The 24,829-nt window shown below is 42.0% G+C and carries 19 protein-coding genes and 1 pseudogene; 11 read left to right on the top strand and 9 right to left on the bottom strand.

Annotated elements, in window-relative coordinates; genetic code table 11:
• Positions 1-131: pseudogene (locus ACK5MF_RS16130) on the bottom strand (IS110 family transposase); the annotation flags it as partial.
• Between the two features lie 378 nt (positions 132-509).
• Between ACK5MF_RS16130 and ACK5MF_RS16125 the strand changes: the two are divergent.
• Complete coding sequence (locus ACK5MF_RS16125) at positions 510-860, top strand: helix-turn-helix domain-containing protein (RefSeq protein ID WP_416923591.1); 351 nt, start codon at positions 510-512, stop codon at positions 858-860.
• A gap of 54 nt (positions 861-914) precedes the next feature.
• Here the strand turns inward: ACK5MF_RS16125 and ACK5MF_RS16120 are convergent, their stop codons facing one another.
• The 5 genes from ACK5MF_RS16120 to ACK5MF_RS16100 all read right to left on the bottom strand — a co-directional run bounded on the left by ACK5MF_RS16120 (position 915) and on the right by ACK5MF_RS16100 (position 8,521).
• Entirely contained in the window at positions 915-2,081 is a 1,167-nt protein-coding gene (locus ACK5MF_RS16120; RefSeq protein ID WP_416923590.1) for an oligogalacturonate lyase family protein, read from the bottom strand.
• A gap of 57 nt (positions 2,082-2,138) precedes the next feature.
• Positions 2,139-3,902, bottom strand: coding sequence for a sodium:solute symporter family protein (locus ACK5MF_RS16115; protein WP_416923589.1), 1,764 nt, complete (start codon positions 3,900-3,902; stop codon positions 2,139-2,141).
• A 452-nt stretch (positions 3,903-4,354) separates the two neighbouring features.
• Complete coding sequence (locus ACK5MF_RS16110) at positions 4,355-5,395, bottom strand: pectinesterase family protein (protein ID WP_416923588.1); 1,041 nt, start codon at positions 5,393-5,395, stop codon at positions 4,355-4,357.
• Between the two features lie 116 nt (positions 5,396-5,511).
• Positions 5,512-7,728: a right-handed parallel beta-helix repeat-containing protein gene (locus ACK5MF_RS16105; RefSeq protein ID WP_416923587.1), complete on the bottom strand. Its 2,217-nt coding sequence runs from the start codon at positions 7,726-7,728 to the stop codon at positions 5,512-5,514.
• A gap of 88 nt (positions 7,729-7,816) precedes the next feature.
• Positions 7,817-8,521, bottom strand: a complete 705-nt coding sequence (locus ACK5MF_RS16100) for an oligogalacturonate-specific porin KdgM family protein (RefSeq protein WP_416923586.1) — start codon at positions 8,519-8,521, stop codon at positions 7,817-7,819.
• Between the two features lie 1,198 nt (positions 8,522-9,719).
• On the opposite strand from ACK5MF_RS16100, the gene ACK5MF_RS16095 reads away from it, so the two are divergent.
• From ACK5MF_RS16095 to ACK5MF_RS16070, 6 genes are all read left to right on the top strand, one after another.
• On the top strand, positions 9,720-10,607 hold the full coding sequence (locus ACK5MF_RS16095) for a carbohydrate ABC transporter permease (RefSeq protein ID WP_416923585.1): 888 nt from the start codon (positions 9,720-9,722) through the stop codon (positions 10,605-10,607).
• On the top strand, positions 10,607-11,503 hold the full coding sequence (locus tag ACK5MF_RS16090) for a carbohydrate ABC transporter permease (RefSeq protein WP_416923584.1): 897 nt from the start codon (positions 10,607-10,609) through the stop codon (positions 11,501-11,503). The genes ACK5MF_RS16095 and ACK5MF_RS16090 overlap by 1 nt, the downstream gene beginning before the upstream one ends.
• Before the next feature lie 18 nt (positions 11,504-11,521).
• Complete coding sequence (locus ACK5MF_RS16085; RefSeq protein ID WP_416923583.1) at positions 11,522-12,658, top strand: ABC transporter ATP-binding protein; 1,137 nt, start codon at positions 11,522-11,524, stop codon at positions 12,656-12,658.
• A gap of 16 nt (positions 12,659-12,674) precedes the next feature.
• Entirely contained in the window at positions 12,675-13,955 is a 1,281-nt protein-coding gene (locus ACK5MF_RS16080; RefSeq protein ID WP_416923582.1) for an ABC transporter substrate-binding protein, read from the top strand.
• Positions 13,956-14,289: 334 nt separating this feature from the next.
• Positions 14,290-15,951 (top strand): pectate lyase, encoded by a 1,662-nt coding sequence (locus tag ACK5MF_RS16075; protein ID WP_416923581.1) that lies wholly within the window; start codon positions 14,290-14,292, stop codon positions 15,949-15,951.
• Positions 15,952-15,982: 31 nt separating this feature from the next.
• Positions 15,983-17,446: an EmmdR/YeeO family multidrug/toxin efflux MATE transporter gene (locus ACK5MF_RS16070; protein WP_416923580.1), complete on the top strand. Its 1,464-nt coding sequence runs from the start codon at positions 15,983-15,985 to the stop codon at positions 17,444-17,446.
• A 60-nt stretch (positions 17,447-17,506) separates the two neighbouring features.
• Here the strand turns inward: ACK5MF_RS16070 and ACK5MF_RS16065 are convergent, their stop codons facing one another.
• The 3 genes from ACK5MF_RS16065 to ACK5MF_RS16055 all read right to left on the bottom strand — a co-directional run bounded on the left by ACK5MF_RS16065 (position 17,507) and on the right by ACK5MF_RS16055 (position 19,591).
• Positions 17,507-18,415 (bottom strand): alpha/beta hydrolase, encoded by a 909-nt coding sequence (locus ACK5MF_RS16065; protein ID WP_416923579.1) that lies wholly within the window; start codon positions 18,413-18,415, stop codon positions 17,507-17,509.
• Positions 18,416-18,735: 320 nt separating this feature from the next.
• Positions 18,736-19,059 (bottom strand): cupin domain-containing protein, encoded by a 324-nt coding sequence (locus ACK5MF_RS16060; RefSeq protein ID WP_416923578.1) that lies wholly within the window; start codon positions 19,057-19,059, stop codon positions 18,736-18,738.
• Between the two features lie 13 nt (positions 19,060-19,072).
• Positions 19,073-19,591 carry a YgjV family protein gene (locus ACK5MF_RS16055; RefSeq protein WP_416923577.1) on the bottom strand — a complete coding sequence of 173 codons (519 nt, stop codon included), beginning with the start codon at positions 19,589-19,591 and terminating at the stop codon, positions 19,073-19,075.
• A gap of 627 nt (positions 19,592-20,218) precedes the next feature.
• On the opposite strand from ACK5MF_RS16055, the gene ACK5MF_RS16050 reads away from it, so the two are divergent.
• The 4 genes from ACK5MF_RS16050 to ACK5MF_RS16035 all read left to right on the top strand — a co-directional run bounded on the left by ACK5MF_RS16050 (position 20,219) and on the right by ACK5MF_RS16035 (position 24,785).
• Positions 20,219-22,084, top strand: a complete 1,866-nt coding sequence (locus tag ACK5MF_RS16050) for a DUF294 nucleotidyltransferase-like domain-containing protein (protein WP_416923576.1) — start codon at positions 20,219-20,221, stop codon at positions 22,082-22,084.
• Positions 22,085-22,195: 111 nt separating this feature from the next.
• Positions 22,196-22,807, top strand: a complete 612-nt coding sequence (locus ACK5MF_RS16045; protein WP_416923575.1) for an exonuclease domain-containing protein — start codon at positions 22,196-22,198, stop codon at positions 22,805-22,807.
• Between the two features lie 221 nt (positions 22,808-23,028).
• Positions 23,029-24,192 carry a benzoate/H(+) symporter BenE family transporter gene (locus tag ACK5MF_RS16040; protein WP_416923574.1) on the top strand — a complete coding sequence of 388 codons (1,164 nt, stop codon included), beginning with the start codon at positions 23,029-23,031 and terminating at the stop codon, positions 24,190-24,192.
• Between the two features lie 155 nt (positions 24,193-24,347).
• Positions 24,348-24,785, top strand: coding sequence for an EF-hand domain-containing protein (locus tag ACK5MF_RS16035; RefSeq protein WP_416923573.1), 438 nt, complete (start codon positions 24,348-24,350; stop codon positions 24,783-24,785).
• Positions 24,786-24,829: the final 44 nt, after the last annotated feature.

Raw genomic sequence — 24,829 nt, 5'->3', positions numbered from 1 at the left:
TTATTGGAAAAGTAGTTAACTAATTGATTTCTAGTTAGCTTGGCTTTTTTTAGTATGCGACCAGACGAATTTTTCTCTACAACATGAAAAATAGATTTGGCTGTATCTAAACCGACTGTTACGCTTGTCATAGGATCCTCTCTTACTGTTATTGGTTGTCTTTTCATCAATCAATATGGCTCATTTGAAGCCGATTAGGTAGAGAGGGTCCATTCCATTATTCTGGAAAACTTTCTGATCAGTGAATGGGTGTCGATAAGCAAACCCTCCGAGCCATGGATGGCTCGGCGGAGCCCCATGGACGGGTTTATGCGTGTTTGTGTTCGACGCTCATTCGCTATTCCACCTATGTTCAATCTGATCATATTTTTACCTAGGATGGTATTATGTAAAAAGTGAATTATGTGTCTTGCCATAACCTTGCAAAGAAACTCACTCTGTATTGACATTTCTCATATGATGATTTGGCATTGTATTTATATATATGAGTGATGAGTTAAGGAAACTACATGGAGTTTTGCCAAGAGGATCGCAAAGCCTTGTATGATGTATGGATGTCGCAGAAAGCGAAAATGCATCTAACCCAAATGGAAATAACCAAGCGTCTTGGTGTCAGCCAGGTTGAATTTTCCAATTTGTTACGTGGTACTGAGCCATTGTCCATGTCGTTTGTGACCAAATTCTGTAAGCATTTACATGTTGATCCTGAAAACGTCTTGCCTACCTTAAGATATCAACATGGCAGAGGGGAATCGGTTGTTTATTTACAGAATCGAGTAAGCGTTGATGGTGAAATACAAAAAGTGCATGTAGAAGGCAATCAAGTCATTATTGAGTACGTGCACATTGCCAATAAATAATAAAACACCGAGCTCACATTGAAGTGAGCTCGGTGTTTTCATCTAAAGCTTAAGTTAAGCTTTGAATGATTCAGGCAGATCTGCGATATAAACGGCCGGAACGCCTTCGAAATCACTGGTAAACAGAACACCATCATCGCCAGGAGTAAATGATGGGTGTGGGTGTGTAATTTGACGGTCGCCGTCTAATACATCCCATGATGTGCTGTGTTTACAAAGTTTAGTAGCAGTTTTTGCTTTCGTGTTCAGTACATATAAGAACGGGTCGTTCTCGATGTCGTAACTTTCAGCGTCTGCAACATCTACCGGGGCATCACAACCGTCACCAACCATTAGAGATCCATCGAAGTTACTCATTAGGTGTGAACATGGTGGCATGACCATGACTTCTTCGTTTTCTAACGTTTCAGGGTTTGCTTTGTAGATAACGCGATCTGACTGCCCTTTGAAGTAAGATACGTAGGCCATCGCACTGCCATCTGGAATCCAGAATTCGTGTGTGCAAGACTCACCAGGAGCATGCTCTTTGATCTTACGAACGTTGCTGCCATCTTCGTTTACTAACCACATACGTGCATCAACCAAGTCGTGTGGACCTTCGTGACAGAAGCCAACCGTTGAATCGTCAAATGGACGATAGATAGGGTGACCTAACCATGCTTTATCTTGGTGAACGACTTCTAGTTCGCCAGTCGCGATGTCAACTTTGATTAGACGACAAGTTGGGTTTGTGTGGTAGAACTCAGCAAATTTTTCCCAAGAAGTCAGTGGAGCCCAGTCAGCTCTAAGGATCTCAATGCCGACCAGCTTAGTGCAGTCTGAGTTTGCCACCCAAGTACCGTAGCCTTTCCATTCAGGATCAACGGTATAAACAACACGTTCTTCAAGAGTTGCTAGGTCAACCTGCATTAGGTTTAGTTCAGCTTTCACATAGAAGAATGATTTGTCATCAGTTGAGATGAAACCACCAAATGTGTTGTCGCCTTTGCCTTCAGTAAGCTGAGTTGCTTTTTGAGTTTTAAGATCAACAAGGTAGTAGTTACGGTTGCCGTCAAAATCACCAGCGAGAAGCAGTTTGTCACCGTCGTTAGTGAAACACTTTTGGTAAAAATAGTTGCGATGACAGATCACGTCTTTAGGGGTGATACGCGTTACTTTTACGTTAGTGTCACTATCAATAAAAGTTTCGAATTCAAGGTTTAGGATGTCACCTTTAGCCACGATAAATCTCCTAATATAAATGAAGTAGGCAGCCTCATGCTGCCTACTTTAGATTGATTAACGAACAGAAATTGTTTCGTTTAAATCGTCAATTTTCGCACTCTTTTTCAGGCCGTAACCAACAGCAAATACCGCCGCCGCACATGCCAAGAACAGTAGGCGTCCCCAAAGTGGGTTTGGAATCAGAACCATGGTTGTTAAACCTGCCGCCATGTAAATAACTAGAGTACCTAGTTTAGCGCGTTGCATGCGGTCAACAACGTCTTGTCCTTCTTCTTCCACACATTCAGTGTCAACGTCTTTGAAGAACTCTGCCGTGACTTCCTTATGTGTGTCGTTCTCTTCTTTGTAGAATAGAGTGGTTAGACAGAAGAAACCAGCAGTTAGGAATAGGTGAGCCGCGATTGTGATCATCGTCTTCATTTCACCAATTTCACGACGAGTCAGTTCTTCAATACCGAACCAGCTTGCCACGTAGCTTGGAGTAAATACGTTTACGACTAACCAAGATACAAACATACCGAAGATAACCGTTACCCAAGGAGCCCATTTAGGCGTCTTACGGATAAGGATACCGAGGAATAATGGTACTAGGATTGGCGATTGAAGTAACGTCGCCACTTGCATCATGAGATCGAATAAGCTTAGGTGCTTCAGTGAACTGAAGAACTGAGCCATCAGGATGACTAAGATACCGTTAACAGTACAAGCAATTTGACCTGCACGTAGAAGCTCTTTGTCGTTTGCTTTGCCCTTACGAACGATAGTTGCGTAGAAGCTACGTACAAAGATACCTGAGTTACGGTTAAGCGCCGAGTCCATAGATGACATAGTTGCAGCGAACAGGCCAGCCATTAGAAGACCAACAGTACCAAGAGGCATGGTTTCACGAGCAAACACCAGGTATACCGCATCGCTAGCTTTAGCGCCTAGGTTAGGGTATGCCGCAGCTGCATCAGGATACATGATTGCAGAAGCCCATGGAGGGATAAACCAAATGATTGCACCGAACACCATCATCACTAGAGCCATCAACGCAGCTTTGCTTGCGTTTTTAGAGTCTTTAGCGTTTAGGAAACGGTAAGATTCCTGCATGTTGTTGATACTTTGAAGCTGCTTCACGATAAAGAAGATGAAAGAACCAACAAGCAGTAATGGGTAGTTCATGTCTGGGCCCATGACGAAACCGCCAGGGAAGTTGTTGATGATTTCAGAAGGACCGCCAACAAAGTATAGAGCGACAGCCGCACACGCAATTGAAATAACAGCAACGATCAGAGTTTGAATAAAGTCCGATGCTACAACACCCCAAGCTCCACTCAGTAGAGAGATGATCAGAACTGCTGCGCCTGTTACGTAAATTGTTGTTGTGATGTCTGCATTAAATACTGCTGAAGCAAATACACCTAGACCGTTCAACCAAACACCTGCGTTGATTACGCTAAGTGGGATGATAACCCAAGTGAAGAATTGCTCGTTGGTATCACCGAAACGACGTTTAACCGCTTCCGTAGGAGTGTCAACGCGCATTTGACGGAAGCGACGTGCAAAGTAGAAGTATGCAAACACATATGCAACCATGTTACCAACGAACACAGCTAGAATTGCAAAGCCATCGCTGAAGGCTTTACCTGCTGCACCTGTAAAGGTCCACGCAGAGAATTGTGTCATGAATGCGGTAGCACCTACCATCCACCAGAGCATTTTGCCGCCCCCACGGAAGTAGTCACTGGTGCTATTGCTAGCCATTTTTTTGAATAACAGACTGATCGCAACCATAAGTGCGAAATAGCCGGCTATTACAATGTAATCATATTGCATAGTGAAATCTCATAAGTTTTACATCAAAAAAATTTCCTGACATTTTCTGTCAAAAAATTAGAAAAGTATGTGATTAAAATCAAAACGTCGGTTTATTTTAAATAGATTAGCATTTTTAAAATGTTTAAGGCAATAAAAATGCACTAAAAACGGCGTGTATTTTTATAAAATAAAACAAAATTTATTCCTTTATATACAAAGAATTACATTTGCATTGAGACAGTCTTTCTTTGTATTGATGCTTGCTTTGATTTGCCTTGCCTGTCATTACATCTATCAATAACAGCGTGTTATTTGTAAAGCACAATTCTAGACCATCATCTAATGTAAAGGGCGTCAGATTTGGATTAATTCGTCTGGTGAGAATGACAATTCCCACTACTGGTAACATTCCAGCAGTGAGAATTTTGATGTTTTGGAGCGGGATTTGAAAGGCTGAAACAGTCGTTCTTCTAATGGTTTACCGCATTGACTAATAGATTCGGTTGCCAACCATTGAAAATATTTTCTAAGGTATAGGCAGCTGCTTTTTCTGTGCTCATCTGGAATCGATCCGGTTTGTTGAGTGCAGACTGAGAGTTATTAAATGTATGAAATCTCGAATCTTCCGCGTAAAACCACATTTGCGTTCCATCTTTTGCCTTGCCGTGCATTTTGTCCCAACCATTGATATGGCTAGCGAAATTGCAATCTATATAAGCGCAATGCCCAATAGCATTCGGGTTAGCATATGCGCCATCGGAAAACTCAGTTGTAGGATGCCATGGACGCCCTAAGCGGTAGCTGTTTTCAGGAACCTTATCATTCTCTTTATTTAACTCGCAGCGATAGAAAATTAAGCCATATTCTTGTTCAATAAGCGTACTTGGCGCACTGACGAATCCTAACGGCTCGTTTCCAGTAGTATCTTCCCGCCAGCGACAGATTAATTCACATTGATTAAACACGGCTGTGCCGCCACCAAAAATAAAGTCGACAGTGCCCCAAATGTCGGTGGATTCGAAATAGCTTCTGCCAGCACTGACATACAGAGTGTCTTGAAAGCTTTTTAGCGTGCAATCTCTGCACTGAACTTGGTCTCCTTTATGTCCAACAAGCATTGCCACCGCTTGTGTCGCAGAAATTCTAGAGGGATCACTGTTAGCTTTTCTTTGGTTGCCGATAAAATCAAAACTATTCTCGATAGTTAACGACTGGAAGGTGATATTGCTAGCATCAGCATTGACCACATAGCTATTGTAGGTGGCCCATATCTTTCCATCTTTCGCCAGCAATCCGTTTGCGGATGTATAGTGAATAATGGTGTTCGATTTAGATGAGCCAATCAAATGGGTGTTAGGGCGAGTAATGTGTAGTTTTTCTTCGTAACGCCCCGGTTTAATCAATATGGTAAATGGGGTGTCATTGCTCGGTGCTAAATCTAATGCTTGCTGAATTGTTCTGACATCACCATGTCCAGACGAATCCACAATTATGTTGTGTTCACTGTTCATTACTAAGCCTATGTGTTGTTAACTTATTGATCTGTTTTATTGGGTTCTACTACGGTTTACAACTGTGTTCAAATGAAAAAGGCTCAGATTCACTGAGCCTTTGGTTGCGAAATGTATTAGTTCAATAATGAACGTAGTTTTTTCACTTGTTCGGGCATCGATTCTTCATGAGTAGAAGCAACGTCACTGGCAGATTTAAGTGCTGTGACATCTTCATTCACGATTTTGCCTTTTTGATCAACCGTATGACCATCAATGTAGAATTGGTTGTTCTCTAAAGTATTGCCGTTGACAACATCGCTGTATTTGCTAGCAACAAAGAAGCGGTACGAACGGTTGCCTACGAAATTACCTTGTTTAACTTGACCAGCATACGGGCTCTTACGGAACAAGAAGTTGAAACGCTTGTTATCAATAGAAACGTTATTCTCAAGTTCTAATGAACCAGGGTTAAAGTTATCAGTAAAGCCATCCATGTTGTTTTGGAAAGCTAGGCTATTTTTCACTACGTGAGCAACAGGTAAACCTTCTCCGCCCAATTTAAAACCATTGCCTCGGCTGCCGCCTTTACCGGCAACGGTTAAGGTTCGACCATTTTTATAAGAAACAGAATCCATGATGGTTACTACGCCATTGGCACCATCTTCCACTTTGTTGAATAAGTCCCAACCGTCATCAATGTTGTGGTGAGAAATACAGCGTATGAATGTATTGCCATCACCAATGCGCATTTTGGCTGCGAAACCATCTGCGTTGATTTGAGAATCATCCATATTGTTGTAACTTTCGCTGTCGCTGACGATATTGTGACTTGCCCATAAAGCTCGACCTAGTTTGTCAGGAGAGGTAATTTGGAAGCCAGTATCGGCTGCGCTGTGCGTTACAATGTAATCGAAGTTATTGTGGCTACCCCAAACGATGTAGCGAGCACCTGAAACTTCAATGTCTGAAACATTCCAATAGCTTGCATTGTGTTGAATGTCACCAAGGAAACGAACGTTTTCACCTTTCGCTAAAAGCGTTTTTGGTAAGTCAGCAGTACCGCTAGCAGAAACGGGAATAGTGACGCCTTGGTAGTCACCATCTTCTAACGTGATAATGCCACCAGGAGCTACGAGTTCAATTGCCGTTGCTAAATCCAAATGGCCGTTACTACCGTCAGGGTTAACAGAAATATTCATTGGATCCACCAAATCGACCTTTTCAACATTCTGTTGGTAAGTCTTAGGTGTTAAATCCGGACCTTCGGTTGGTGTGTATGTAACTGTAAACGCAGTGCTAGGCGCGGTGAGTGTTGCATCAAAACGGAAAAAATCACCCGCGGCAACCTGTTGCTTTTCTACAACCACTTTACCTTGTTGGCTAACACTAAAAGTACCGGAGTAATTGGCACGTGATTGCAGGCTGTAATTTTCAATGGCGCTTTTATCAGCAGATGCCTGTTGCAGAACAACGTCAGTCAGTTTCGCGGAGTATTTAGGGGCATCAACGGTGTTTGCATCGCTGAGTTCAATGTGAACGTCGCTGACGGAAATCTTAGCGTTACGGGATGCAAAGAAACCGACATATTGGTTGTCTGGATCTTGTATGTTAACGATGTTTGCATTTGCTCCCTTGATTTCACGTGTTTCACTGATAGTACCATTGTCATAGGTTACGATGTAGCCTGAGTCTGTGCGAGTCAGAGACATCTTGAATGGCGTACCGTCAGTGAACGGAACACCTTTTAGGAACTCATCACGAGCCATTTTGTTGCCGCCAGTTCCCCAAGGCTGATAAATGCCTTCACGGTAGTTGGCGTTAACGTCAACCAATCCATTGTTTTCTTTTTTGTTTGCTCTTAGCAGGTTCATCACCATGTTTGATGCTGCTGGGAACTCTTCTAAACCTTCAGGTTGTGGGTCTAATCGTGGCTCGCCAATAATATCGCGAACCATAATACCAGCGCCTTCCTGACGGTTTGGGGTAGATCCAGTTTCTGGACCTAATTGCTCTAAAACAATTGAAGCGGATAAGGTGAAGTTTTTATTAGTAGGAAGTTTGGTGTAGTAGAAAGTCACACCTTCATGGGAGTTAGCTAGCTTACCCCCTCGACTTTCAATAGTGAAAGCGTCTGCAAGTTTGCCTGCTTTAACAGGTTTTCCATTCACTAATACCTCATTGGTGCCCACTTTTTCTGGCAGTATGGTCGAACCAAAGTTCAAATCTGTGGATTGACCGAAAGTAATGGCTTGCCAAGTTAAGTTCTCTGGTGTGACTTCAGTGGGTACAGATGAACATGCACTAAGTGCTAATACGCTAGTTATTGCGAGAGTTATTTGTGACAGTTTCATTGATCACCTCATTGTAATCAAAAAAGGCTGACCCTGTGGATAGTGAGTCAGCCTTGAAAAGGACAGTTAGGATTATTTAGTGGTTAGTTTAGAAGTTGTAAACTACACCAACACGTAGACGTGGACGCCAATTATCTTTAGTTGTGTCACTAGAATCTTTCTTCGATGGAGTTACACCGAACTCAGCAAATGGTTTCCAACCACTTTCTAAGCCATTGTACTGGCCTTTAAAGTTGATTTCGCTGATACCTTTATCTTCTCCATCCCATACCTCGGCTTTGTTGTCACCGCCAGTTACACGATAGTCAAGGGAGCCACTAACCCCCCAATCTTCAATACCTTTATAGCTAAACGCGAATGTACCTTGATTGTAGTAGTTATCATGTTGAGATTGGTTGTAACGTTGACGGTATGATACTGACCAGTCATCGTTTACTTTATAACCTAAAGTTAAGTTGAACTGATGAGCCATATCGCCGCTACCCTCAATTTTGTACTGAGGTGTTAGAGTAAAGCTATCGTTTAATTTCATTTGGTAGCTGATATTAGCTTGAGAGCCATTACTAACAAGATCATCATTATGATCTGAACTGCTATCTTCATCTTTATACTTAGACTCAACAGCGAAGCCAATACCGCTCTTGAAGCGATGAGATACTTCAATACGATCAGCATAGGTCGATTTCTGATCGCCAAATTCAGGCTTGTATTCATGACGTAGGTTGACAGAAGCAGCTTGTGCACCAGTAGCAGTTAGAGCCAATAGGATGGCAGAGGTAAGTACTTTTTTCATAATTAAAACACCGTTTTTGTAATTGTGGTTCGATATTTAATTTAACTAAAAAAACTTTTTTTAAAATGGAACTTTTCAAAATGTGTGATCTTTGAAACAGTGTTTTATATAAATACTGGTTTTCTGCGTGATCAAGTTGGCATTTACACATTATATTTAATGTTCTCTGGTCTGATGAGGCATTCAGCAAAGAAATATTTTTTGTTTATTTATCGCTAGATGTTGCTATGCAGCTATGGAAAATCGTTATTGAGTAGCAAGGTTAACTGATTTGATTCAGGGTATTCTAATGCTGTTACTTGTCCTTTGTTTTGTAACTGAATGAAAATACTGGTTATTTTCTAAATTTCAATGCGAAAGGATAGAAAGGGAAGTATGTGGTCTAATTTTCCATATCGATTGCAGTGCTTTTGGCATGAAATAAGATTTGAGCGCCAATTTCCCTTCTGACGAGTGGTGTAAAAGTTTGTTTTAGGAAAACGAATATATAAGTTCATCAGTTTTCTGGATGTTGTTAGATAAGGTGGAAGTATATTGTAAGAATAATCCTTCCCATGACAGTTATTGAGATTTATAAGTGTTAAGGCTTAAGAAATAGCGATTAGTTGTTCAAAATTTTTAACCTTAAATTACATTTTTAAACATATTACGTACCACTTCTATATGGTTATGGCAGAAAATGATGCTAAATGACTGAACGATATAAGTTTAGCTAGCAAACTCATACTTTAGTTTATTTAGCTATTTATAAATAGCGCGAATTAAACCTAAAGATAATATATTTTTCACCATAAAATAAATATTTATTGACCAAGGTCAAATAACTATTTAGTAGTATGCAATAGGGATGGATAAATGTGTAAGTCAGAGCTGACACAGTGAATCGATGATGTGGATGTGCCACATAAGTAACTAATTAATAAACAAAATGATTTTAATTGTTCCTGGTGCGACCTGTATCTAAAACCTATTTGATTTCAAGTTAAAATTCATTTTAGAAACGCATAACCTCCAAAATAGGAACTGTGTTTCACTTTTTTATAAATTCCACTCCAAAATAATATCCAAGATCACAAATTATAAGTTTTTGCATGGTAATCGTTATAAATTCGCGTTTAATAGATAACAGAAGCTGATGGGGGTCTTAGGCGAGAACTTATCTAACCCAGCGGCAGTTAAACTTAACGAGGACGAGAAAATGTATGAAAATCGTAAGCTAGGATTAGCGTACCTATCTCCCTACATCATAGGGTTGATAGTGTTTACCGCTTTTCCGTTCATTTCATCATTCGTGATGAGCTTTACCGATTATGACATGATGACTTCACCAGAATTCATCGGGATTGAAAACTATCGGTACATGCTCACAGAAGATGATACTTTTTGGAAATCAATGAGCGTTACATTCTTGTACGTTTTCTTGACCATTCCAGTAAAACTAGCATTTGCGCTGGGCATTGCCTTTATTCTTAACTTTAAGTTAAGAGGTATTGGCTTCTTCCGTACTGCTTACTACATCCCTTCAATTCTAGGTAGTAGTATTGCCATCGCGGTACTTTGGCGTGCTCTTTTTGCTATCGACGGTGTCCTCAATGGCGCTTTAGGCTTCATTGGTGTCGACCCAATCAACTGGTTGGGTGAACCTGCTTTTGCGCTATTCTCTATCACATTATTGCGTGCGTGGCAGTTCGGTTCTGCGATGGTCATTTTCCTAGCGGCACTACAAAACGTTCCTCAATCTCAGTATGAAGCTGCGATGATCGACGGTGCGAGCAAATGGCAGATGTTTATGAAAGTAACGGTGCCACTGATTACTCCGGTTATCTTCTTCAACTTCATCATGCAAACAACGCAAGCGTTCCAAGAGTTCACGGCTCCTTATGTTATCACTGGTGGCGGCCCAATGAAGTCAACTTACCTGATCTCGCTCTACATCTATGAGACAGCGTTTAAGTTCTTTGATATGGGATACGGCAGCGCATTGGCGTGGGCACTATTTGTTGTAGTGGCAATCTTTACGTCAATCACATTCCGTTCGTCGAAGTACTGGGTGTTCTACTCAGGTGATAAGGGAGGCAGATCATAATGTCTACTACAATTTCAGAAGCAGCAGTTGCTTCAAACGTAGAAAATGAACGCACGATTCGTCGTGAAAAAATCAACGCAGCAATTCGTTACACTGTATTGATTATCGTTGGTTTCCTAATGCTTTACCCACTATTGTGGATGTTTACCGCAGCAATGAAACCAAACCATGAAATCTTCACTTCTATGAGCTTGATCCCAAGCGAATGGAGTATGGAAGGCTTCATCAACGGTTGGAAAACCGGTACTGAATTTACATTTGGTCACTACATCCTGAATACGTTCTACTATGTATTACCAAAAGTGTTCTTTACTGTTGTATCTTCAACAATCGTAGCTTACGCGTTCGCGCGTTTTGAAATCCCATTTAAGAAGTTCTGGTTTGCTACGTTAATCGCAAGCATCCTGCTTCCACAATCTGTACTACTTATTCCGCAATACATCATGTTCCGCGAAATGGGTTTACTTGATAGCTATCTACCTTTGTACTTGCCACTGGCATTTGCAACACAAGGCTTCTTCGTTTTCATGTTGGTTCAGTTCCTCCGTGGCGTACCAACAGACATGGAAGAAGCAGCAATGATTGATGGTTGTAACTCGTTCCAAGTGCTATGGCACGTAGTGGTTCCGGTTATTCGCCCAGCAATTATCTCTGTTGCTCTGTTCCAGTTCATGTGGTCAGTAAACGATTTCTTAGGTCCACTTATCTATGTATCAAGCGTAGAGAAGTACCCAATTGCTCTTGCTCTGAAAATGTCTATCGACGTTACAGAAGGCGCGAAGTGGAATGAAATCCTAGCAATGGCATCTATCGCTATCATCCCGTCAATCGTCGTGTTCTTCATGTCGCAGAAATACTTTATTGAAGGCGCAGCTAGCAGCGGTATTAAAGGTTAATTTTTTGGAGTAAGTAAAATGGCAGAAGTTAAATTTAATAAACTAGAGAAAGTTTATTCAAACGGTTTTAAAGCAGTACACGGTATCGACCTAACAATCAACGATGGTGAATTTCTGGTTATCGTTGGTCCATCAGGTTGTGCTAAATCAACCACGCTACGTATGCTAGCAGGTCTGGAAACCATCAGCGGTGGTGAAATTACTATCGGCGGTACAGTCGTCAATAACCTGGCACCAAAAGATCGCGGCATTGCGATGGTATTCCAGAACTACGCTCTATACCCACACATGACGGTAGAAGAAAACCTGGGTTTTGGTTTGAAACTGCAAAAGCTACCAAAAGAAGAGATTGAGGCACGTGTTAAAGAAGCGGCTGAAATCCTTGAAATTGAAGAGCTACTCGATCGTCTACCACGTCAGCTTTCTGGTGGTCAGGCTCAGCGTGTAGCGGTAGGTCGTGCCATCGTTAAGAAACCAGAAGTGTTCCTATTCGATGAACCACTATCAAACTTGGATGCGAAACTACGTGCTTCAATGCGCGTTCGTATCTCTGATCTACACCGTCACCTAAAAGAGTCGGGTAATCCAGCAACAGCGGTTTACGTAACGCATGACCAAACAGAAGCGATGACGATGGGTGATCGTATCTGTGTGATGAAACTTGGTGAAATCATGCAGGTTGATACTCCTACTGAGCTATACAACAATCCAGTAAACATGTTCGTAGCAGGTTTCATCGGTGCGCCAGAAATGAATTTGCTTGAGGTCAACATTACAGATGAAGACAACAACATGTTCGTTGCTCTTGGTGAACAACGTCTGCAACTTTCAGAAGCGAAAGCACAAGCTCTACGCTCTAATGGTTACGATAAAACTGTATTTGGTATCCGTCCAGACAACATCACGCTTTCACTAGCCGATGACGAGAATGTTCAAACCATCGTTGGTGATGTAGTTCGCATGGAGAACATGGGACACGAAGTATTTGTTTACTTCCGCGTTGGTGACAAAGAGCTAACTGCTCGTGTGCCAGTGGACGATGTTCGCGCGAAACTAGATATGAAATTACAGAAAGGTGTGAAGTTTGCTGTTGAAATGAGCAAAGTACACATTTTCGATAAGAAAACTGAGAAAAACATTTCTCTACTAAAATAAAACTGGAGACATATCCATGAATCAAAAGGTATTGACTACACTTATCGCTGCTGCAATTGGCGCAACTTCTGCTTCAGCTTTTGCTGATGTTGAACTCCGCATGTCTTGGTGGGGTGGTAACGACCGCCACCAATCTACACTGCAAGCATTGAAAAAGTTTGAAGAGAAAAACCCAGGTATCACAGTGAAAGCTGAATACACAGGTTGGGATGGTCACACTTCACGTATGACTACTCAGGTAGCAGGTAACACTGAACCAGATGTCATGCAAACCAACTACAACTGGCTACCTCTGTTCTCTAAAAATGGTGATGGCTTCTATGACCTGAACAAGCAGAAAGATGCTCTGCACATGGCTGCATTCCCTAAATCAGCGCTAGATATGACTACTATCGCGGGTTATGTGAACGGTCTTCCAGTAAGTATGACTTCTCGCGTGTTCTACTTTAACAAAACAATGTTCGAAAAAGCAGGCGTTGATTACCCACAAAACTGGGATGAACTGATGGCTGCGGGTAAAGCATTCGAAAAAAATCTAGGTGCTGATTACTACCCACTTGTTGTTGAATCACGTGATGTGTTCGCGATGAACCGTTCATACATGATCCAAACAATGGGTAAAGACATTATCGATGCGGAAAAAGTTGTTCTGAACTATGACCAAAAAGAGATGGAATCATTCTTCCAACTTTACGTAGATCAGGTTAAGAACCACGTATTCCCATCAACTAAAGAGTTCGCTTCTTACGGTAAAGGTAACCTTTACGAAATGCGTCCTTGGATTGATGGTCGCTTCGGTGGTCTATACATGTGGGATACAGCAATCAGCAAATATGCAGCTAACCTAGATCCATCAATGTCTCTAGAACTCGCTCCATACCCAATGGCTCCAGGTGCTACTGACTCAGGTCTACTTGCTCGTCCATCAATGATGTTCTCTATGGGTCGTAACACTAAGCACCCTGAAGAAGCAGCTAAGCTGATCAACTTCCTGATGAACGATGCTGATGGCGTTAAGATCCTAGGTCTTTCTCGTGGTATTCCACTAAGCTCAGAAGGTCTGCAAGCTCTACATGATGCTAACGCAATTGACCAAAACAGCTTAGGCTACCTAGGTTACCTACAAGGTCAATCACTGCCTAAAGTGATTCTTCCAACAACTTACACTGATAACGCTCAGCTAATGGAGCTGTATGGTGAAGTAATGGAAAAACTAGATTACGGTCAAACAGATGTTAAATCTGCTGCGTCTGACTTCATCCGTCGCGGTAACCGTATCCTTAAACGTATTAATTAATAATGCGTTCGTTTAGTCTCCCTTCGGGGAGATTAAATACCCAAGTGGCGTGACGTCACTTGGGTATGCTTGTTTATAGCAAACGAGAAAATATAAGGTTTGTGTTTTCTCGCTTGTTATACCGTTCTAGAAAAATTTCTGATCAGTGAATGGGCATCGATAAGCAAACCCTCTGAGCCAAGGATGGCTCAGCGGAGCCCCATGGAAGGACATCCTTATAAAAATAAGGGCGTGTTTGTGTTCGATGCCCATTCGCTGTTCAACCAATGTCCAATTTGATCATATTTTTACCTAGGATGGTATTATCAACACCTTCCTGCTTTTGGAGAGTATTATGTCTGAGTCTCGAGTTTCTCTGCTTCCCATCATTAATCGTTTCTATCAACAGTCTTTAGAGCTTGGAAAATCTTCTCATAGCCCTTTAATGGCGGATGGTATTAATGTTAAAACGCTAAAGCCGGTTGAGTGGATTTATCCCGATGGTCATCATGTACCGATGAGCAATTTTGCCAGTCAACAAAACCTAATGCGTGGCTATTTAGCGCTAAGCATGTTAACGGGCAATAACTTGTATCTGCATGAAGCGCAAAACATCACAGAATACTTTCTCGAAAACTACGCAGATAAAATCAGTGGCTTACTACAGTGGGGTGGGCATCGCTTTGTAAACCTAGAAAATGGCGATATCGAGGGACCAGCAAGTAAAGAGTGTGTTCATGAGCTTAAGCATCATTTCCCTTTTTATGATTTGCTATTTCAAATGCAGCCAGAAGCGACTGAGAATTTTTTGCAAGGTTTTTGGGCTGCGCACGTAACGGATTGGGAAAAGCTCGATTTAACTCGTCACGGTCAATACGGTAAAGCGTTTCCTGCGGATTTATTTAAGCTTCATCAAGCAAAAGAAGTGGTTGACCCTGCAAAATGGCCAGAATTGCCGGAAACGGTGGGTTTAACGTTTGTTAATGCATCAACCGATTTAATTTACGCAGCCTGTCACTATTACCGCTACACCGGTGATGAAAACGCACTGAAGTGGGCGAAACACCTCTATCGCCAGTTTGTCGCGGCTCGTCACCCTGAAACGCACATGCCGGTGTATCAGTTCTCTTCACCGAAACAGCGTGAACCTATTCCTGAAGATGACCGTCTGACTTACTCATGGTTTGGTGACCGAGCTAAGCGTCAGTTTGGTCCTGAATTCGGCGACATTGCCCGCGAAGCAAACGTATTGTTCCGCGATTGTTGGGCTGTGGTGGTGGATAACCCGCTAGCGATGCTGTCTTGTGTACAGAATCTTAATGACGAAGAGTGGCTAAACTGGGTTATCGAAGGCATTGTGGGCTATTTCTCTCACGCTTGGGATGCGAAGACGAATGAAGTACTTCCAATGTGGACAGATGGAATGGATTTAACTGGCTTTACGTTTAAACGCCACGGTTACTACGGAGAGATGGGTACCACACTGGCTCGCCGTCCGGCAGACCCTGCTTATTTGCTGACGCTGATCCGTGCGTCACGCGCAAGCACTAATCCACAAGTGAAAGAACTTGCGGCGAAGATGTTTGAACGTTTTGCTCTTGGCTCATTGGATGTGACGTCTTTGGTGCCAACCTCTGTTGCCAAAGATACGTCAATTGCTTCAACTTACCTATTATTTGCGTTACTCGAACTCTATCAACACTGTGAGGATATACGTCTGCTTGAACTGGCTGATTGTGTTGCACAAAACTTGATTGCTAAACATTACCACCAAGAGAGTGGGTTGTTTGTTGAAGATCTTTCACAACAGAATGCTCGCTTAGATGACCCAATTGCTTATGCATTAGTGGCTTTAGAAGCAGCTTATGCAGGTGTATACGATGATATTCCGCAAATGATTTCAACCGGCGGATATTTACACGGTGATCGTAATGTAAATGGTGAAATAAAAGTGGTATATGACCGCGATGTAATATATGGTCAGCCTCACAATGAAATGGCTATGGTTGCGCGTTAATTATTAAGATTAACAGACAGTAGGAGTCGCCGTGTCAAACTCTTCTTCGGAACCAGGACCCAGCGGGCATAAACCTCATGGGTCTTTGTTTCCAAATTTGTTTTTTAAAGTTCGTTATCGTCACAAAGTTTTATTAAAACGCCATGTTTGGCCATTTACTTGGCCAATCATCCTGGAGCTTTCTTGCGTGGTACTGATGGGAATCATCAGTACTGTGCTTGTTGCGCGTTTGGGGGCGGATAAGACAGCAGCAGTCGGTTTTACTGACGGCATTACCTGGATCATTATTTCTGTAATGACGGCCGTGGCGCTCGGTGGTTCTGTTGTCGTTGCTCAATCTTTTGGGCGAGGGGATAGACCATCAGCATTATCTGCTGCGGGGCAGGTGATGGTGCTGGGGATGTTTGTTGCTCTTGTCTCCATGCTCTCAATCTTCCTGTTTTCTGGCTCAATGCTCTATATCGTTGCTTATGGTGCAGAAGATGAAGTTATTGCTCTTAGTGATAGGTATTTAAATCTGGTTGCTCTGAGTTATCCGGCGTTGGCAATTACGCTTGTCGGTAGCGGCATCTTGAGAGCGGTAGGCAATTCACGATTACCTGCTATGTCGAACATTGCCATGAATGTGCTAAACATCTTATTCAGCTATCCATTAATTTATGGACTACATGGTTTGTTTGGCATTGAATGGCAAGGGTTTGGCATGCTTGGTGCTGCTCTGGGAATTACTTTAGCTCGCTGGGCTGGCGCGGTTATCATCTTAGCCTGCCTGACTCGCAACAGTACCTTTATCGTCAGCCTCCGACAGTATTTTACTGGGTTTGATAAGAAGATCCTTTTCGATATTTTGAGTGTGGGCGTTCCAGCCAGTGTTGAATCCCTGATGTTTAACTTGGGTAAACTTATCACGCAAATCATGGTTGCCGGTTTGGGGACAGTGGCGATGGCGGGTAATGTTATTACCTTCTCACTGTTACTGTTGCTGAATATCCCAGGAAATGCATTGGCAATGACATCAACAGTGTTGGTTGGAAAACGGTTAGGACAGAACAAACCGAAAGTTGCGTTTCAGGAAATGCAGCTTATTTTCTGGACTGCAACCATAGTGCTCTGCTTGTTTTCGGCAGTGTTTGTACCTTTATCGCCATATATGGCAGCTTGGTATACAGATGAAGCCGAGGTTGTCGAAGTTATCCTTAACTTAATCTTGCTCAATGCCATTATGATGCCGGTATGGGCCGCTTCCTGGGTTCTTCCTGCTGCATTTAAAGGTGCCAAAGATGCGAAGTTTGCTATGTATATTTCGATTGCCAGCATGTGGGGCGGTCGTATTGTTCTTGGCTACATATTTGGGATTTATTTTGAATTTGGTATTTATGGCATCTGGTTTGGGATGTTTGCCGATTGGTGGATACGAGGTGTGATCTTCTATCTTCGAATGATGAGGCTAGGCTGGCTGAAGAACTATTTGAAGAAGTTAGAAAGCGCAGCATAAGGTATAAGATAAGTGCTATATTCATCCCCACGGAGGACCGTGGGGACGAGCATTTTTTGCTTATTTTTCTCTTAAAGCGTGACTAATCCAATTATGAAAAAGCTCAGGCCATTGACGTGCTGGTTTATTTTCTACCCCATGAATACCAAATCCGTGTCCACCATCATTGAACAGGTGCATTTCAACTGCAATATGTTGTGCACGTAAAGCTTGCCAAAGAAGCAGACTATTTTCTACCGGTACGGATTCATCATCGTTAGCGTGCACCAGAAAACAAGCGGGCATATTACGATGCACACATTTTTCAATAGAGTAGCGGTTGAGCTCTTCCCCGGTCATGTGCGAACCCAGCAATTCATAAGCAGAACCTTTATGTCCGAATTTTTCATCCATCGTGACCACGGGGTAGATTAGTCCACAGAAATCGGGTTTAGCTGAGAGTGAATCAAATTCGTCTAATGCATCATAGATAGAGGTATCAAATCGCGTAGCCAGTTGGCCTGCTAAGTGCCCACCGGCAGAAAACCCCAGTATTCCTACTTTTTCTATATTCCAGTTCTCGCTGTTGCCTCGTACCCAACGAACTGCGCGTTGAGCATCAGCTAATGAGGTTTCAGAACCAAAGCGATGGTTTTCACCTGGCATTCGATACGTAGCGACAAAGACGGTGTAACCCAGTTGAGACAAAGCAACGCCAATATCGCGACCTTCGTTATCAATAGAGATCCTTTGATAGCTACCTCCGGGAAAAACGACAATTCCAATACCGTTGGGCTGTGCAGGTGTAAAAACCATCAGTTCTGGTGTAGCAACACCTGCGATAAGTCTGTTTGACGAAAGGTCGAGATGGTCTCTATGCCAGACAGACGCGGTTAAGTTTTCAGTAGTCGCTGATTGTGGCCAATATTGATGTACATCATTCGTCAGGTTTAGCTGAAATAGTGAATCAAACTTCTGGCTAGATTCCATCTTGTTCTCTCTTTAAACATCAATTTCGCAAGGCATTACTATAACAACTATATCTAATAGGAAAGCGGATAAACCTATTGTTTTAACCGATAAAAAAAGCCAGTCTAAAAGACTGGCAAGGAGATCCATTCATCCCTATACGTCGGGAGCCGGAATATATACTCTTCCTACTTGAAGCTGCAGCGCTTTATGTTTTGGTATGGGGACTGCGCTCGCTCACCCCAATCACATAGTTTATCTATGCTCATGGGGATTCGCTCACTTGCCGCCTACCTGCAACTTCAAGTAGTTTGAGTATAGTTGTTATAAGAAATAGATAATTAAGCGATGAAGTCTTTACGCATTGGTGTAAAGTTATCCAGAAGAGCGCCTTTTTCCAGACACACACAGCCGTGCATAATGTTTGGCTCTTTATACAGCGCGTCACCCGCTTTCACGATTTTCTTCTCGTCACCGATAGTGAATTCAAATTCGCCAGACAGAACGTAAGTTAGCTGCTCATGTGGGTGGTTGTGCATCGCGCCAACCGCACCTTTCTCGAAGTACACTTCTACGCTCATGATGTTATCGCTGTACGCAAGGATCTTGCGAGAAACACCATTGCCCAAGTCTTCTAATTTCACGTCTTTGTTGTATACGAACATTGCTTGCCCTTACTTATATTGCTTCTGATGGAATTGCGGTTCTCTTCTTATCGCCAAGCAAGCGATAAATGGTAAGCAAGTTAACACAAATCAACGTTGCTTCCAGCATAGTCCCGCCAATCGATCCGACGATAATGTTGTTTATTAGCCAACAAACACCGCCAGTTAAGAAGGCGATACGCATAGCAATGCCTTTAAGCATAAATACTGCGTATGTACCGATAACTGTTCCAAGGATAGGCCACATGTCCCACCAATGGTTAGTAATGCTCAAGCCTAATCCAAGACCTAACACTACAAATATTGCAGCAACATATTTTGAAGACGTGTATATCGACGTCCCCGTTCTTGCCGCAGATAACGCCGCGCTTAATGTCGACGTCATTGACCCAAGTAAAAAGAAGTGAATCAAGTGATTAATGTTAAAAATCAACATGATGATTTTCAATTTACGATCATCTTTCTGATAAAAGGTAGAGATACCTAAAGCAAAACTGACAAAACCTAAAGCCTGAGCAAACGAAAATTCCATCAAACTCTCACACCAAAAAGGTTATAGACAACTGAGTTATACTCGAAAGTCACTCAGAACCGTTTTTGACTGTACTTAGCTCACCGATGTATTTGGGCGAGTTCAGGTAATCTCACTTTTGTTACTAATACTAAGCTCACAGCAACGAGTTCAGCATTAGCCTTACGGTGTTTTATGATTGGTACAGTACAGAAAAAGTTTAAATTGTGCAATTATTTTTTTAAAACTACTTTTCATTTTAGTGAAGTGTAACACTTTTCTTGTATAAAACGACAAATCTAAAATGAACAAAAACAAATGCATTCAATTTTGTATTTCTTTTTAAAAACATGATATTAAATTATGTTTCTAAGGTTAGTTATAAAGCCTTACACCGCTAATTTTTATCAAAACTTGCCAGATTTTTACATAGCAAAGCAGTATTTAAGTACTGTAAAATGGTACTATTAAAACGGTGTTTCAGTATTATAGTGCTTCCTCAGCCAAACTGAAATACATCTGGTGACAATTAGCAAGTTTTAATAGCAATTAGCAAGTGTTAATAGCAAATAGTAAGCTTTGATAGCAAATAATGAGCTTTAATCGCAAATTTGTTCGATTCGACGTGAATAGTGAAGATAGGTAAATATGGGTACTTCAATTACTCCCAACATACAGAATTTTTTGGTCAAAATAGACCCTTTTGACCGACTACCTTCCTCAGTAGTAGCAACGATCGCTAACTCGATCAAAATAAAATACTTGGTTGAGGGGGAGGTGATTGGTTTCAGCGCTTTGTGTGAACAGCGCTACCTCTACATTATTAGAACTGGTGCGATTGAACAGAGAACGCCGCTCGGTGAGCTACGCTCGCGTTTAGGTGAAGAAGACCAATTCGGATTTACTTTCTTGCAACCACTAGCGCATTCTGAAGATGGTTATCAGGCGGAAGCGATTGAAGATTCGTTATTGTATTTGATTCCCCATCAAGTCCTAAAAGATGTGTGCGAAAGTCACCCAGAGTTCGAAGATTACTTCGCAGCGAAAGCCAATATTCGTCTGAGTTCGGCGATTAAACAGGTGGCTCGTAAAGAAGACAAGGGCTTATTCTTCAGAACCGTTGGTGAAATTGCCAGTGAAAACATCACCATAGTTGATGTTGATGATTCAATCAAAGACGTTGCCCGAGAGATGTGTGGCAGACAACGCAGTTCGTGTGCGGTCGTTATGAAGAATAACGAGATTGCTGGTTTGGTTACTGACCGAGATATGACTCGCTCTGTGGTTGCAACCAGTATCGACACTGATATGCCTATCTCTATGGTGATGACACCAAACCCAGTATTGGTAGAAAGCAGTTCGAAAGTGATCGAAGCGATTTCACTGATGCTGCAATACAACATTCGTTGTTTACCTGTGGTTAATGATAGAAAAGTCGTGGGTTTATTAACCACGACGCACCTTGTACATAATCACAGAACTCAGTCACTGTTCTTAATCCAGAAAATCAAATACACCAGTTCTATTAGTGCATTGGCTGTGTTGAAAGAAGAACGTGAAACTATCTTCCAAGCCTTGGTTGAAAGTGGTGTAAGTGCTGAAATTCAGGGGCGAGTCATGTCGACTATTATGGATGCTTTTACACGTCGCATTATTCAATTGAGCGAAGATCTGCTTGGACCTGCACCTTGCGACTACGCTTGGATTGTTGCGGGTTCACATGCGCGTAATGAAGTGCACATGCTTTCGGATCAGGATAGCGCTTTGGTTCTATCTGATAATGTAACTGATGACCAAAAAGCGTACTTCACTCATTTAGCTATGAAAGTGTGTAACGGCCTAGCGGCATGCGGTTATCCGTTATGTGATGGTAAATATATGGCTGCATCACCGAAATGGTGCCAACCAATTTCCGTGTGGAAAGACTATTACAGTAAGTGGGTTTCGAGCCCGGAATACAACAAGCTACTAAGTATCAGTGTGTTCCTTGAAGTGCGTTCTATCTATGGAAACCGCGACTATGCAGAACAAATCCAGCAGCATCTGCATGACTGTATTCAAAAAAGTGGTAAGTTTATTCCAGCTCTAGTGCGTGATGCTATAGATACACAGCCGCCACTAAGCATCTTTAACAGCTTAGTTTTGGAAAAAGGGGGCGAGAATAGCAACACCCTGAATATCAAAAAGTACGCGTTAAATCTGATCATCGACTTGGCTCGCATATTTAGTTTGGCTGCTGGCGGTTCTTTAACTGGGACTGAAGAGCGTTTTCGATATGCGGCTGAACACGGCACTTTATCGGAAGATAGTTGCCAGAACATTATTGGTGCGTATCGATTTTTAACTCAGGTACGTTTCCGCCATCAACTCAATGCAATTCTCTCTGGTCGTGTACCGAATAACAATATTTCACCGGATGAGTTCAGTAGTTTTGAAAGAAAGCACTTAAAAGATGCGTTCAAAATTATCAGTGAATTACAGGATGTGGCAAAACTGAAGTTCCTAGTGGGGTAAAACATGATTCGTCGTATGTTTAAAGGGACTGAGTCTCATTCTTCGGCGTTAAAAGAATTAAGAAGGTCTGCAGCGGCCAATGAAAATTGGTCCAAGGCATTTAAAAATTATATGTCATATCCTCTAGCTGATTTAGATACATCACTCGACAAGCTTGAGTATTTGGCCATCGATTTTGAAACATCAGGGCTTAATGTGCAAAAGGATAAGATCCTATCCATTGGAATGGTTGAATTCACTCTGGAGCAAATTGAGCTGTCAAATTCTGAAGAAATTTTGATTGATAACGGAGAATACATCAAAGCGGAATCTGCAGCGATCAATGGGTTAACACCGCAAGCTTTGGCTAACGGTGTTTCCTTAGAGAAGGGCATGGAGCGTTTGCTTGAAAGGGCAAAAGGCAAAGTGATTCTTGCACATAGCTGCAATATTGAAAAAGGCTTCATTGAGGCATTTTTAGAGCAGAATTATCAGATTGATGTGTTTCCTGGCTATTTCATCGATACTATTCATATTGAGAAACGCTTTAGTTATGCAGGTAAAACAGGGTCGCACAAAAGCTACCAGCTTAACGATATGCGCCGTCATTATGAGTTGCCAAATTATCATGAACATTCAGCAGCGAGTGATGCACTTTCCTGTGCCGAACTGTTTCTGGTTCAATATAAAAAACTTAAACTGGAACATATTAAAGGAATGAGCTTGAAGAAGATTCAATCGTAATCCTCTTACTATCAACGTAAAACTAACATATTGATATACTCTTCCTACTTGAAGCTGCAGCGGTGTTGATTGCGTTCGTTCACCTGCAACGCCAAGTAGTTTAAGTATAGTATTTTGAGAATACGGTGTTATAAAAATGTTGATGATGTTATTTTGTCTGTTGGCAATTGAATGCTCAATTGTGTTTTCAAGGATATGTGTTTTTCAAGGATAACAGACAAATGCAAAAGGGATGGTTCAACCTGAGCCACGTATCGGCTGGCTTTACAGCGGTATTAGTCGGCTACACCAGTTCAGTGGTCATTATTATTCAAGCGGCAACAGCGGCTGGCGCAACATCTTCTCAAATTGAAAGTTGGTTACTGGCGCTTGGCGTTGCAATGGGGGTCACATCAATCTTGTTCTCTTGGTTTTTTAAAAAGCCAGTGTTAACCGCGTGGTCAACACCCGGTGCAGCGATGCTGGTTGCTGCTGTCGGACAATATGAGATGCAAGTTGTGATAGGGGCTTTTGTTATTTCCGGATTATTGATCGTATTAACGGGGTTGATATCGCCATTAAGCAAAGCGCTGGCGAACATTCCCCCTCAGTTAGCTACGGCTATGTTGGGCGCCATCCTGCTTTCGTTCTGTGTAAAAATCTTTAGTCCAGTAATGACAAATCCGAATATTTTCTTTGTCATGTTTGCAGCGTTCTTAATCGGTAAACGTTTTTTACCCCAATACACGATGGCAATCTTACTGGCTGTTGGTATAGCTTGCTCTATAGTAAGTGGTGCTTTCGATAATCAAAACATCACTTTAAATTTTGCTAAGCCAGAATGGATCTCGCCGAATTTTGAACTCTCAGCGATGATTAACTTAAGCCTTCCGCTTTATATCATTACTATGCTGTCTCAGAACTTACCCGGTATTGCCATGATGAGATCGCACGCTTATGAAGTGCCGGTAAAACCGCTACTGTTAGGTACAGGTGCTGCGAATATTTTGTTTGCACCTTTTGGTGGTTTTAGCGTGAACTTGGCGGCTATCTCAGCAGCAATTTGCATGAATAAAGATGCCGATGAAGATCCAGCTCAGAGATACAAAGCAGTCATCTGTGCAGGGGTGTTTTATCTCATTGCAGGCATTTGGGCAACGACAGTTGTAGCCATTTTCCTTGCTCTACCTAAAAAAGTGACGCAAATTCTGGCGGGATTAGCACTGTTGGGAACCTTGCTAATGTGTTTCCAGACAGCATTTAAGGATGAGAGTGTACGAGAATCGGCGCTATATACATTCTTGATTACGATGTCTGGCGTTACATTTCTTGGTATTAGTTCTGTTGTATGGGGGCTAGCTGCGGGATTGCTGCATATCCGATTTATGGTTAAAAAATCATCATGAGATGAAAGATAATAGCCTGATTTGCGAAGGTGCATCGTAACTTGCCAGTGTATGTGTCATTTGCCATTTGCCATCGTCATTACCAGTACTTCACTTGCCCTTGTTGATTACTACTCTATGCTTATAAGGTCGTTAATCACGAATAGGTACCTACTATGAATAAATTAGTCTTGGGAGTATTAATGTTCGGGTGTGTTTTGTCTCTTGGTGCGCAAGCAAGCGAAGACTCGGATAGCCGCCCGATAATGTCGATGCCTTCATTTGACAGTGTTGATACAGACGGAGATGGATTGATCAGTGTCTCTGAGTTAGATACATATCGATCAAGTATGCCAATGCAGCAGGCTAATTCATCTTCAGCTAAGCAAATGAACAGAAGAGACTCCGTCAGTGCTTTTGCTTCTTTTGATAAAAATAAAGATGGCAATATAGATAAAGCTGAATTTGCTGCGCACGCCAAATATTCAAACCCAGGCAATGGAACTGGAGAACTTAAAACTTACAAAAATAACAACAAAATGAACAATAGCAATAAAGAAAAGAATGAGAACAAAGGCAACGGAAAGTCTAACGGTAAAGGCAATTCAAATTAATTGTTTGGGGTAAAAGTAAGAATTGGATTAAAAAGCGCAAAAGT

The organism is Vibrio sp. (assembly GCF_047973365.1).
GTDB lineage: Bacteria > Pseudomonadota > Gammaproteobacteria > Enterobacterales > Vibrionaceae > Vibrio.
This window is presented reverse-complemented; position numbering and strand designations above follow the sequence as displayed.

Excerpts from the sequence above, each read along its gene's own strand:
- ACK5MF_RS16125 (WP_416923591.1), top strand. The coding sequence starts at position 510 with ATGGAGTTTTGCCAAGAGGATCGCAAAGCCTTGTATGATGTATGGATG.
- ACK5MF_RS16115 (WP_416923589.1), bottom strand. The coding sequence starts at position 3,902 with ATGCAATATGATTACATTGTAATAGCCGGCTATTTCGCACTTATGGTT.
- ACK5MF_RS16110 (WP_416923588.1), bottom strand. The coding sequence starts at position 5,395 with ATGAACAGTGAACACAACATAATTGTGGATTCGTCTGGACATGGTGAT.
- ACK5MF_RS16105 (WP_416923587.1), bottom strand. The coding sequence starts at position 7,728 with ATGAAACTGTCACAAATAACTCTCGCAATAACTAGCGTATTAGCACTT.
- ACK5MF_RS16100 (WP_416923586.1), bottom strand. The coding sequence starts at position 8,521 with ATGAAAAAAGTACTTACCTCTGCCATCCTATTGGCTCTAACTGCTACT.
- ACK5MF_RS16095 (WP_416923585.1), top strand. The coding sequence starts at position 9,720 with ATGTATGAAAATCGTAAGCTAGGATTAGCGTACCTATCTCCCTACATC.
- ACK5MF_RS16090 (WP_416923584.1), top strand. The coding sequence starts at position 10,607 with ATGTCTACTACAATTTCAGAAGCAGCAGTTGCTTCAAACGTAGAAAAT.
- ACK5MF_RS16085 (WP_416923583.1), top strand. The coding sequence starts at position 11,522 with ATGGCAGAAGTTAAATTTAATAAACTAGAGAAAGTTTATTCAAACGGT.
- ACK5MF_RS16080 (WP_416923582.1), top strand. The coding sequence starts at position 12,675 with ATGAATCAAAAGGTATTGACTACACTTATCGCTGCTGCAATTGGCGCA.
- ACK5MF_RS16075 (WP_416923581.1), top strand. The coding sequence starts at position 14,290 with ATGTCTGAGTCTCGAGTTTCTCTGCTTCCCATCATTAATCGTTTCTAT.
- ACK5MF_RS16065 (WP_416923579.1), bottom strand. The coding sequence starts at position 18,415 with ATGGAATCTAGCCAGAAGTTTGATTCACTATTTCAGCTAAACCTGACG.
- ACK5MF_RS16060 (WP_416923578.1), bottom strand. The coding sequence starts at position 19,059 with ATGTTCGTATACAACAAAGACGTGAAATTAGAAGACTTGGGCAATGGT.
- ACK5MF_RS16055 (WP_416923577.1), bottom strand. The coding sequence starts at position 19,591 with ATGGAATTTTCGTTTGCTCAGGCTTTAGGTTTTGTCAGTTTTGCTTTA.
- ACK5MF_RS16050 (WP_416923576.1), top strand. The coding sequence starts at position 20,219 with ATGGGTACTTCAATTACTCCCAACATACAGAATTTTTTGGTCAAAATA.
- ACK5MF_RS16045 (WP_416923575.1), top strand. The coding sequence starts at position 22,196 with ATGTCATATCCTCTAGCTGATTTAGATACATCACTCGACAAGCTTGAG.
- ACK5MF_RS16040 (WP_416923574.1), top strand. The coding sequence starts at position 23,029 with ATGCAAAAGGGATGGTTCAACCTGAGCCACGTATCGGCTGGCTTTACA.
- ACK5MF_RS16035 (WP_416923573.1), top strand. The coding sequence starts at position 24,348 with ATGAATAAATTAGTCTTGGGAGTATTAATGTTCGGGTGTGTTTTGTCT.